This is a genomic window from Actinocrinis sp., from assembly GCF_035938995.1.
GTDB lineage: Bacteria > Actinomycetota > Actinomycetes > Streptomycetales > Catenulisporaceae > DASZGI01.
Map to the genome: position 1 here is coordinate 1 of NZ_DASZGI010000408.1, position 10,157 is coordinate 10,157.

The window sequence follows — 10,157 nt, forward strand, 5'->3', positions numbered from 1 at the left end:
TCGTGGGTGTGTTCTCCCTCGCGGCGGGCGCCCTGGCGCTCGCCCCCGCACCGGCCGACGCGGCCGATGTCCTTACCGCCGCGCCGGGCGGGCACGGCACCGCGTGTTCCGTGCACCAGCCGTGTTCGATCCAGCAGGCGAAGGCCACCGCGGCTCACTTGCCGGGGCATGGCACGGTGCACATCGAGTTGACCGGTGGCACGTACCAGCTCAGCGCCCCATTGATGTTCGGCCCGGGCGACTCCGGTGTCGTTTGGGAGGCCGCGCCCGGCGCGCGCCCGGTGCTCAGCGGCGGTCGACCGGTCGCCGGCTGGAGCCCGGTCGCGGGCACGCCCGGTCTGTGGTCGGCGCCGGCCACGTTCGACACCCGTCAGTTGTACGCGAACGGTGTGCGCATCCCCCGCACGTCCGGCAGCGCCCCGGTCGCACTCACCCAGACGGCGACCGGCTTCACGGCCGCCGACTCCACCATGGCGTCGTGGCGCAACCCGTCGAACATCGAGTTCGTGTTCGACGGCGGCCACGGCTCGTGGACGCAGCCTCGCTGCGACGTCGCCGGCATCTCCGGCACGACGATCACGATGCGGCAACCGTGCTGGGACAACATGAAACTGCCCGACACGCCGAAGGCGCCGGACGGCGACAACCCGTCGGGCGGCTTCCCCGGACTGGACCCGAACGCGACGCCGTCGCGCATCGAGAACGCCTACGAGTTGCTGTCTCCGGGCACGTGGTACCTCGACCGCAGTCGGCACACCGTCTATTACGACGCCAAGCAGGGCGAGAACCCGGCCGCGATGTCGTTCGTCGCGCCGGTCCTGCAACAGCTCGTCACGACGACGTCAACGGCTGACAACCCGCTGCACGACGTCACGTTCCGCGGCATCGGGTTCGACTACACGACGTGGCTCACGCCCAGCACCGACACCGGATTCCCGGACATGCAGGCCACCATGTACGTCCAGGGCGAGAACGGCGCGCAGACGCAGGGCCTGTGCCAGTACGTCGTGCCCGCCGGGTCGTGCCCGTTCGCGGCGTGGACCCGCCCACCGGCCGCCGTCGACTTCGTCGGCACGCGAGACGTCTCCGTGATCGACGACACGTTCGAGCACCTGGGCGGTGCCGGGCTCGGCGCCTACCACGGAGCCAGCGGGGACCTGTTCTCCGGCAACGAGATCGACGACGTGTCCGGCAACGGCATCGAGTTCGGCACCACCGACGACCCGCAGCCGACGGCGTTCGCCACCGATCTGTCCCACGGCCGTCCGGTGACCCGCACGGCCGACTCGTGGCAGGTCGATCTGGGCAGCGTGCAGCCGCTGTGGCAGACCGAGATCGGCGGGAGCGGCCTCGGTGACTTCTGGGTGTTCGCGTCCTCGACACCGTTCGACACGCGGCTGTCCCCGGAACAGCAGCAGGCGCAGCCGGGTGTGTGGTCGAGCCACCAGGTGGCGTCGAGCGACCAGGTCACCGTGCCCACCGACACCGCCGGCCGGTACGTGATGGTGGAAAAGTCCGGTCCGCTGTCGGTGAGCAAGGTCGCGGTCGACTCGGGCGCCGAGATCGCCGTCGGCAACACGATCTCCGACAATTACGTGCATGACGTGGGTGTGGAGTACACGGGCGCGGTGGGCATCTGGGGCGGGTACGCGCGCAAGACCACGATCACCCACAACGAGATCGGCGACCTGCCCTACAGCGGCATCAGCTTCGGCTGGGCCGGCTGGCACACCAACGCGACCACGCCGTTCACCAACCCGAACATCCAGGCCGACAACGTCATCTCGGACAACGTCATCTACAACGTGATGGGCGTGCGCACCGACGGCGGCCCGATCTACACCAACGGTCCGCAGGGCCAGAGCCTGCAGCACGGGCTCACGCTGTCCGGCAATGTCACATTCGGCAACGTGCAGCCCAGTTTCGCCTGGTACAACGACGAGGGCAGCGCGTACATCCAGATCGACGGCGACGTGCAGTACGGCGACGGCGTCAGCTTCAACGGCGGCTGCTCGGCGACCGGCCACATCATCGTCAGCAACAGCTACCACGTCGGGCCGCTGAACAACTACTTCTGTGACAATGTCGGCACGGACTTCGTCGACGGCGGCGGCAACACGCTCATCCCGGACAACCCGGGTGTGGGTGTGATCCCGAACTCGGTGCTGACGGCCGCCGGTCTGCAGGGGCAGTACGCGGCGATGTCGACGGCGCGGGCACCCGAAGTGGCCGTGGTCAGCCCGATCGACCAGAACCACCAGGTGCTGATCTCCGGCCGCGGCTTCACGCAGTCGTCGACGGTGGCGATCGACGGCCATGCGGCGACGCAGGTCGGCTATATCGGCCCGAACCAGATCTCGGCGACGCTGCCCACCGGCGCCTTCGACGGTGACGTCACGGTCACCAACGCGGCAGGCACCAGCGCGGGCGCCTACACGTACGACCCGTCGCTGGACGTGACGGTGGGCAAGACGGCGACCCAGTCCTCGACCGCGTTCGGCGCCCCGGCAGGCAACGCGGTGGACGGCAACACGAACGGTTCATACGGCGCCGGTTCACTGTCGCACACCGGCCTGGACCAGTACGCGTGGTGGCAGGTGGACCTGGGCTCGACGCAGGCGCTGGCCGGCATCAACCTGTGGAACCGGTCCGACTGCTGCGAAGACCGGGACTCGGACTACTGGGTGTTCGTGTCCGACACACCGTTCGACCACTCATTGACACCGGCGCAACAAGCTGCGCAGCCGGGCGTGTGGTCGAACTACCAGGCAGCGACGATGGGTCGGCCGACCCGCATCACGGCACCGCCGTCCGGCAGATACGTGATGGTGCAGCTGTCCGGCACGAATTACCTGGCCCTGGCCGAAGTCCAGGTGTTCCGGGCACCGTGACACCTGACGGTCCGGCCGGGCACGGTCCGGCCGGACCGGTCATGCCGGATCGTCGAACTGTGCCACGCATCGGAGAGCATGCCCCCGGATGGACCCATATCCATTGCGGCAGTGCAAACGTCGCGCTGCACCACCACTTCGCCGCCGACAACGGACAGGTGCTGGTCATCGACCAGTGGGAGAGCGCGGAGGCGTTTCACCAGTTCTTCAGCTCGCAGCCGACGATCGCAGACCTGATGCGTGAGGTCGGCGTGCAGGGGGAACCGAAAACCAGGTCACGATATGCACGGCGTTTTCAAATAGGACAGGCTGGCCGAGCAGTTCGCGGCGTCCAGAGACCGGTTCGCGGGGCTCGACCTCGAATGGCGCGGCGGCATCCCGCTGCTGCCCGGCGCCGCGGCCGCGGCCGTGTGTCGGGTGAGCCGGGTCATCGTGGCCGCCGACCATGCGCTCGTGCGCGGCGCCCCTGCCTGGTGCCGGGCCGACGAGGGCGCTGAGCTGCTCCTCTTCGCAGGCGGCCACTACCACGACCTCTCCGCGGCGGTCATGTCCGCTGTGGTGGCGTGAGAGGACGCTCCCGTCACGCCAAGCTGGCGCCGACTCGCTCACCAGCGGCGGCCGAGTCCGGTGGTGGACGATGACGAATACGCAGCAGCGGGGATGAGGACGCCGCCACGGATGGCTGCGGCTGACGGACTATCGCGAGGTCGGAGGTCGCTACGATGGACGCGATTCCCCTGGTGCACGCGAGCCTGGGCGAGCAGGAACTGGCCGCGGTCGCGGAGGTGTTCGCTTCAGGCTGGCCGGCCGGTCAGGGCCCGAGGTGCAAGGCGCTGGAAACGCAACTGGCCGGCCGGTACGGGGTCGGCGGCGCGGTCGCGGTGAGCAACTGCGGCTGCGCACTGCACCTGGCCCTGCTCGCGCTCGGTGTGAAGCCCGGCGACGAAGTCATCGTTGCGGACTACACATTCCCGGCCCCCGCGCACGCGGTGCACTACGTCGGCGCGACGCCGGTCTTCGCCGATGTGCGCGCCGACACCGGCACCGTCGATCCGCAGGCCGTGGCGGACTTGATCGGCCCGCGCACGGTGGGCGTCATCGCCGTGGACACGGTCGGTTTGCCTGCCGACTACACGGAGCTGACGGACCTCACGCGCCGGTACGGGCTCTTCCTCGTCGAGGATGCGGCCTGCGCCGTGGGTGCGACGTATAAGGGCGTGCCGGCCGGCGCGCTGGCACCGACGGCCTGCCTTTCGTTCCACGGGCGCAAAGGGATCAGCAGCGGCGAGGGCGGGGCGCTGCTCACCGCCGATCCACAGCTCGCGGCGGCTGCGCGCAAGCGCGCGTCCTTCGGTATCGAAGCCATCTTCGATCAGGCGCGGATCGTCGGGCTGCCGATCCCGGTTTTCACCGAGATCGGCTACAACTACAAACTCTCCGATATCGCCGCCGCGATCCTGCAAGTGCAGCTCGGCCGCGTCGACGAACTGCTCGAACGCCGCAACGGGTTCGCGGCGCGCTACGGCGAACTGCTCGGCGACGAAGAACTCGTCACGCTGCCGCACGTGCCTGAGGACCGCACCCACGCCTGGCAGTCCTACCTGGTGAAGCTGGATCCGAGCGTGAACCGTGCGGCGGTGGCCGCCAGCCTGCGCGCCCAGGGCATCGGCTGCGGACACGGCACGTGGGCCAGCCACCTGCAGCCGGCCTACGAGACGAAACAACCGTGTCCGGTGTCGGCGGACCTCTTCCAGCGTCATCTCGCCATCCCCATGCACGCCGAGCTCAGCACGGACAAGGTCGAGCGCGTCGCGCGGGCGCTGCGCGACGCGGTCCGGGCACACGCGGGCGCGCCGCAGTGACCTGACTGGAACGGGATCCGGCGAACAAGGGGGGCCACGACCAGGTTGCGGCCCCGCCCCCGGACGTCGGGCGTCAGTCCTGCTTGCTCGCCTGGACCGCGAGAGTGATCTCGACGTTGTCGCCGGCGATCGCCCTGACCGGCCCGCGGGTTACGCCGAAGTCGTCACAGCTGATCTTGGTGCGGGCGGTGTCGATCGCCCAGGTGCCAGCGAGATATCCGGGAGTGCTGAGCTGCGTCGGCATGCGAGTGCTCCTCGCGGTGAAGTGGACGGGGGTGGGGCGGGGGAGGAGAGTCCGGTGGTGGAAGACCGGTGAACCTAACGCGGACCTCCCGTCGCTTCGGCGACGGCGAGGCCGCGGGAACGGGCGGCCAGCCGGCCGGTGTCGATCCCCCGGTCCGCGCAGAACCAGCGCAGCTCGCCGCCGATCAGCAGATCGCACCGGGCCACGTCGGCCGGGGTCCGCGCGCCGAGCAGGGTCATCACCGCCGCCAACTGCTCCTGCCATGCCGAGATCCGCGCGATCAGCGCGGCTACGCCACCGTCGAACAGGGTCCTGAGAAACTCTCCGGACGCCCCGACGGCGGCGGCGCCGAGCGCCAGGCAGCGCGCCGCGTCGAGCGGATTGCGCACGCCGCCGGAGGCCAGCAGTGGGATTCCGGTGTCCTGGGCGTCAAGCAGGCAGGCGGGCGCGGACTGGCCCCAGTCGTCCAGGTGGCAGTAGTCGGCGCGCTCGCGCCGGCCGTTCTCGATACGGGCGAAGTTCGTGCCGCCCCGCCCGGCGACGTCGACCGCGTCGACGCCCAGCTCGCGCAGCAGCAGCACGGTCTCGCGGCTGAGCCCGAAGCCGACCTCCTTGACGATCACCGGGACTCCGACGCCGGCCGCGATCTTCTCGATCTGCGGTCCCCAGGACGAGAACGAGCGGTCGCCCTCCGGCATGACCGTCTCCTGGACGGCGTTCAGGTGGATCTGCAGGGCGTCCGCCCGCAGCAGGTCGACGGCCCGCCGCGCGTTCTCCACCGTGGCCGTCGCGTTGACGTTCGCCATGACGAACCCGTCGGGGTTCTCGCGGCGCATCACGCTGAAGGTGCCGGCCACCGACGGGTCCTTGAAGTACGCGCTCAGCGAGCCGGTGGCGATCGGGACGCCGGTCTCGCGCGCGGCGATCGCCAGATCCCGGTTGATGATCCCGGTCCTAGCGCTGCCTCCGGTCATCGCGTTGACGTACAGCGGCACCGGCCATTCGAGGCCTGCGAACCGGGTGGCCAGCGACACCTCACCGCGGTCGATGCCGGCCAGCGCGTGATGGACGAAGGACACATCGTCGAACTGGCTGCGCCCCGGGTGGCCACCGTGGCCGCGTTGCTGCTCGACGGCGAGCCGGACGTGGTCGTCCTTGCGGCTGGAGATCATCGCTTACCTCTTGCGGTGGGAACATTTGGCTTCTCGGTGGGAATTCAGACGGGCGGCGGTCCGTAACGCAGCGGCGTGAGCTGCTTGACGTCGTAGCGGTCGCGTAGCCGCTGCACGGCGTCCGCATCCACGGTTCGGCCGGCCGAGAAGATCTCGCACAACTCCTCGAAGTAGCGCTCGTGGGCCGGCGGCGGAAAGCTCTGGAACAGCATGCGCGCAGGCTGGTCCGTGTGGTTCCTGAAGGCGTGCGGGCATCCGGCGGGCACGAGCATGCAACTGCCGGCGGCCGCGCGCAGGGGTCGGTGCCCGTCGGGTGACTTCCAGCCCTGCCAGGGTCCGGCGGTGCGCTCGACCGGCTCGAAGGCGAACAGTTCGAGCTCTCCCTCCAGGAGGTAGAAGAACTCCTGCGAACCGTCGTGGACATGCGCGCCGACGTCGAAACCGGGCGGGACCACGGCTTCGAAGGTCGATGCGAACGAGCCGTCCGCGCCGGTGGCCTTGAAGGTGACCTCCTGGGCCTTGGTGATGAGCGTGCGCCCCTGGCCGGGCGGAACGATGAGCCCGTTCACGCGGGTTCCTTCCTCCTCGCCTGGGCGCGGTCGCCGGCGAGGTACGGCGCGGCCGCGCCCAGCAGCCGCGATTCCGGATAGCGCGGGACGTCCACGGTCCAGCTGCCCACCGCCATCTCGGCAGTGATGCCCGGTCCGAACCCCGCGACCAGGCCGGTGGCGCCGGGCGCCATCGCGCCCTCCTCGAACAGCCTGCGCAGCGCGTCGAGCACGACCGCGCTGGCGATGTTGCCGTACTCGGTCAGGGTCGCCCAGCTGTGCCGGAACATCTTGATGTCGACGTCGAGGAACTTGCTCAGGTCGTTGAGAATCCGCGGGCCGCCGGCGTGCACGATGTAGAAGTCGAGACTCCTGACGTCCCAGCCGTGGTCCGTGGCAAGCTCGCGCAGCACCGGCGCCAGCGGCTCCATCGTGCCGGGCACGCGGCGGTCCAACTGGAAGTGGAAGCCGGTGGCGCGCACCGCGTAGGAGATCCACTGCTCGGTGTTCGGGATCAGGTACGAGGCGTTGCGCTCCAGCGCCATGCCGGTGCCGCCGCTGCCCCGCACCACGGCGGCCGCCACCGCGTCGCCGAACAGCCCGTCCGACAGCAGCGATCCTACGCCGTCGTCCTCGGGCTGGTAGCACAGCGAGCACAGCTCGCAGGAGACGATCAGGACGTTGGATCCGGGGTAGGCCGTGCAGAAGTCGTGGGCCCGGTTGATCGCCGCGCCGCCCGCCGCGCAGCCGAGCTGCGCGATGGGCACCTGGCGGGTGTTGGACCGCATTCCCATGGTGTTGATGAGCCACGCGGTCAGCGACGGCATCAGAAAGCCGGTACACGAGACGTAGATGATCGCGTCGATGTCCCGAGCCGCGACGCCGGCGTTCGCCAGGGCTTGCTCGACGACCTCGGGACACCGCCTCTTGGATTCGGCCTCGTAGACGCGGTTGCGTTCCTCGAAGCCCGGATGGCGCAGTGTCTGCTCGATCGGCTGGACGATGTGCCTCTCGCGGACGCCGGTGTTCCGGATCAGCCGAAGCGTCAGCGGCAGCTGCGACTTGCCCGCGTGCGCCTTCCTGGCGAACTCAAGGGTCTGCTCCAGCGTGATGAGGTATTCCGGCACGTTCACCGCAGGCTTGCACAGAATCGGCATGTCCGCCCCTACCTCCTGCCTCGTAAGTCGCCCGGCACTCTCACCGGCGCAGATCGCCGCACGGGAGGAAGTCTTCGATGTCGGCGGCCCGCACAGCCGACTGTTATCAGATGGCTTATATAAGTTCCAAGCCATCCCCGGCCGGCCTGCCGCGGCTCATATCCGCCCGGTCGACCTCTCCGCCAGCCGGCGGGACAGCTCGATGCGCTGCACCTTCATCGTGGCGGTGCGCGGGATCTCCGCCCACGGCAGGTGAACCGGGTCGGCCAGCCGCGGGAAAGCGGCGGCGGCCGCGCGCCATCGCGCCGGATCCAGCCGCCGGTCCTCGAGCGTGCAGACCACCGGGATCGGCTCGCCGTCCGGACCGGTCACCACGATCAGTTCGGTGAGCTCGGCCAGCTTGGACATCATGACGTCCTCGATCTCGAGGTTGCTGCGCACTCCGGGGATCAAGTCCACCTCGCGGTCGAGCATGTGCAGGCAGCCCAGGCGGGTGCGGTAGCCGACGTCCCCGGTCCGCCGCCATCCGTCGTGCATGCCGGACTCGAACAGGTCCTGCTGCCCGAAGTAGGTCTTCGCGACGCCTTCCCACGCGACCTCGATGTGACCGGGGTCGCGCGGTGACGGCCGCTTGCCGTCGCGGCTGACCACGCGAGCCCGCGCGCAGCCCGGCAGTGCCCAGCCGACGCAGCGCCCGTTCGTCCGGGACGAAGAGCGGCGGAAGTACGGCCGGCCCACCGCCCCGCCGACCTCGCTCTGCCCGTAGATCTGGAAGAACAGCGCGCCGCGCCGGTCAGACGAGTGGATCAGGCGGCTGATCGTCCGGGGGTGGATCGCGTCGAAGGTGCTGCTGAAGTACTTCACCGAGGCGAAGGGTCGGCGCGGATCATCGGCGAGCCCCTCCCATTCCATCAGCAGATTGGGCAGCGCCTCGATCAGCCCCGGCCGGTGCTGGAGGAAGAACTCGGCGACCTGCTCGGGATCGGACTGCCTCACCAGGTACATCGGCAGCGCCTTGATGAGGCACAGCGCCAGCGCCGCGAAGGTCCGCGAGTGGACGAACGGGATGGCGATCGCGACGCTCTCCTTCCTGCGCATCAGTGCCAGCAGGAAGAGCTGGGGCCGCAGCCGCACGCGCATGGTGCGTGGCGTGTGCACGACGAGCTTGGGTATCCCGGTGGTGCCGGAGGTGTGGGTGATCAGCGCCGGCTCGTCCGTCCCCAGGTAAACCGGCCGGGCGGGCGGCGAACCGGCCAGTTCGGGCAGCGCGACCACCCCGGGAGCGGGACCGGTCACGCTGAACACCAGCCCGGTGAGGTTCTTGAGCGGCACGTCGGCCAGGACGTCGAGCTTCGGCCCGTCGGTGATCAGGTGCGGCCGGTCCAGGCGGCCGAGCAGCGTGCCGACGGTCTCGCCGCTCAGCATGGGAGACAGGGTCACGGGAACCGCGCCGATGCGCGCGACCGCCATGGTGAGCATCGAGGCGTCGAAGTTGGCGGTCTTGTAGATCGCGACGCGCTCCCGGGACCGGACGCCGGCCGCCGAGAGCCGGCCCGCCAGATCGTCCACGTGGACGGCGAGTTCGGCCACCGTCAGACGCCGACCCGCCTCGGGCAGGATGTCAAGGTCATGGTCGAGGGTGAGCGCTGTCGAACCGTGCGCGGCCGCCGCCTCCTGCGCCATCGCGCCGAGATACAGACCCTGTTTCCGCAGCGGACCGCGGTTCGCCAAGTCCGTCATCCAAACCAGTTCCCTTCCAGTGTTCTGAGCCGCGTGCTCGAGGACCTTTCCGGATACGCCGTCCACTGCGACGCTCCCGCCACCCTCGGGGCAAGCTCTCGGCGGAACCCCTATCGCTGTCGCCCTGCCGCTTGTGCTTTCTCCCACTGCACAGCGCTAGCGTCGGCCATCAGACTCGGCCGGGACTACTCGGCGGCTTGATACCAGCTAGGTGACGTTCCGTCAGGTGCGGAACCGTCCGCGAGTGGTCAGATGCGGTCTGCGGCGATCAGTAGGTATTGGAAGCTGCCGCTGCGGTACGCGGTGAGGAAGGTTTCTTCGATGCCGGTGGTCAGCGGGGAGCGGGCGCGCAGCTGCCAGTACGGGATGGTCGCTTCGGTCAGGTCCACCACCGCGACGGGCACCAGGCGGTGGGCGGCCATCTCGCGGAAGTACGCGCTGCGCGGGTGGATGTCGCAGATGTAGTGCGCGTTGATCTCGCTGACCGCCCGGGACGGCAGTCCGTAGGCGTCGTTGTAGCACCCGGTGATGGTCACGTACCGG

The 10,157-nt window shown here is 69.5% G+C and carries 8 protein-coding genes and 1 pseudogene; 3 read left to right on the plus strand and 6 right to left on the minus strand.

Annotation, left to right across the window (positions count from 1 at the left end; all coding sequences use genetic code 11):
• The 3 genes from VGZ32_RS27810 to VGZ32_RS27820 form a co-directional block, all read left to right on the plus strand.
• Positions 1–2,891, plus strand: a 2,891-nt coding sequence (locus tag VGZ32_RS27810) for a discoidin domain-containing protein (RefSeq protein ID WP_326889198.1), incomplete at its 5' end; no start/stop codon positions are given.
• Positions 2,892–3,200: 309 nt separating this feature from the next.
• Positions 3,201–3,458, plus strand: coding sequence for a flavin reductase (locus VGZ32_RS27815; protein ID WP_326889205.1), 258 nt, complete (start codon positions 3,201–3,203; stop codon positions 3,456–3,458).
• Positions 3,459–3,613: 155 nt separating this feature from the next.
• Positions 3,614–4,753, plus strand: coding sequence for a DegT/DnrJ/EryC1/StrS aminotransferase family protein (locus VGZ32_RS27820; RefSeq protein ID WP_326889199.1), 1,140 nt, complete (start codon positions 3,614–3,616; stop codon positions 4,751–4,753).
• A gap of 73 nt (positions 4,754–4,826) precedes the next feature.
• On the opposite strand, the gene VGZ32_RS27825 is transcribed toward VGZ32_RS27820, so the two are convergent.
• From VGZ32_RS27825 to VGZ32_RS27850, 6 genes and pseudogenes are all read right to left on the minus strand, one after another.
• Positions 4,827–4,997 carry a hypothetical protein gene (locus VGZ32_RS27825; RefSeq protein WP_326889200.1) on the minus strand — a complete coding sequence of 57 codons (171 nt, stop codon included), beginning with the start codon at positions 4,995–4,997 and terminating at the stop codon, positions 4,827–4,829.
• Positions 4,998–5,071: 74 nt separating this feature from the next.
• Positions 5,072–6,169 (minus strand): type 2 isopentenyl-diphosphate Delta-isomerase, encoded by a 1,098-nt coding sequence (fni, locus tag VGZ32_RS27830; RefSeq protein ID WP_326889201.1) that lies wholly within the window; start codon positions 6,167–6,169, stop codon positions 5,072–5,074.
• 44 nt (positions 6,170–6,213) lie between these two features.
• Positions 6,214–6,738, minus strand: a complete 525-nt coding sequence (locus VGZ32_RS27835; protein ID WP_326889202.1) for a cupin domain-containing protein — start codon at positions 6,736–6,738, stop codon at positions 6,214–6,216.
• Positions 6,735–7,874 (minus strand): type III polyketide synthase, encoded by a 1,140-nt coding sequence (locus tag VGZ32_RS27840; RefSeq protein ID WP_326889203.1) that lies wholly within the window; start codon positions 7,872–7,874, stop codon positions 6,735–6,737. The genes VGZ32_RS27835 and VGZ32_RS27840 overlap by 4 nt, the downstream gene beginning before the upstream one ends.
• 156 nt (positions 7,875–8,030) lie before the next feature.
• Positions 8,031–9,614, minus strand: coding sequence for a class I adenylate-forming enzyme family protein (locus VGZ32_RS27845; protein WP_326889204.1), 1,584 nt, complete (start codon positions 9,612–9,614; stop codon positions 8,031–8,033).
• A gap of 248 nt (positions 9,615–9,862) precedes the next feature.
• Positions 9,863–10,157: pseudogene (locus VGZ32_RS27850) on the minus strand (SAM-dependent methyltransferase); the annotation flags it as partial.

Bases quoted from the DNA above. Each gene is read 5' to 3' on its own strand.
- VGZ32_RS27820 (WP_326889199.1), top strand. From the start codon at position 3,614: ATGGACGCGATTCCCCTGGTGCACGCGAGCCTGGGCGAGCAGGAACTG.
- VGZ32_RS27825 (WP_326889200.1), bottom strand. From the start codon at position 4,997: ATGCCGACGCAGCTCAGCACTCCCGGATATCTCGCTGGCACCTGGGCG.
- fni (WP_326889201.1), bottom strand. From the start codon at position 6,169: ATGATCTCCAGCCGCAAGGACGACCACGTCCGGCTCGCCGTCGAGCAG.
- VGZ32_RS27840 (WP_326889203.1), bottom strand. From the start codon at position 7,874: ATGCCGATTCTGTGCAAGCCTGCGGTGAACGTGCCGGAATACCTCATC.
- VGZ32_RS27845 (WP_326889204.1), bottom strand. From the start codon at position 9,614: ATGACGGACTTGGCGAACCGCGGTCCGCTGCGGAAACAGGGTCTGTAT.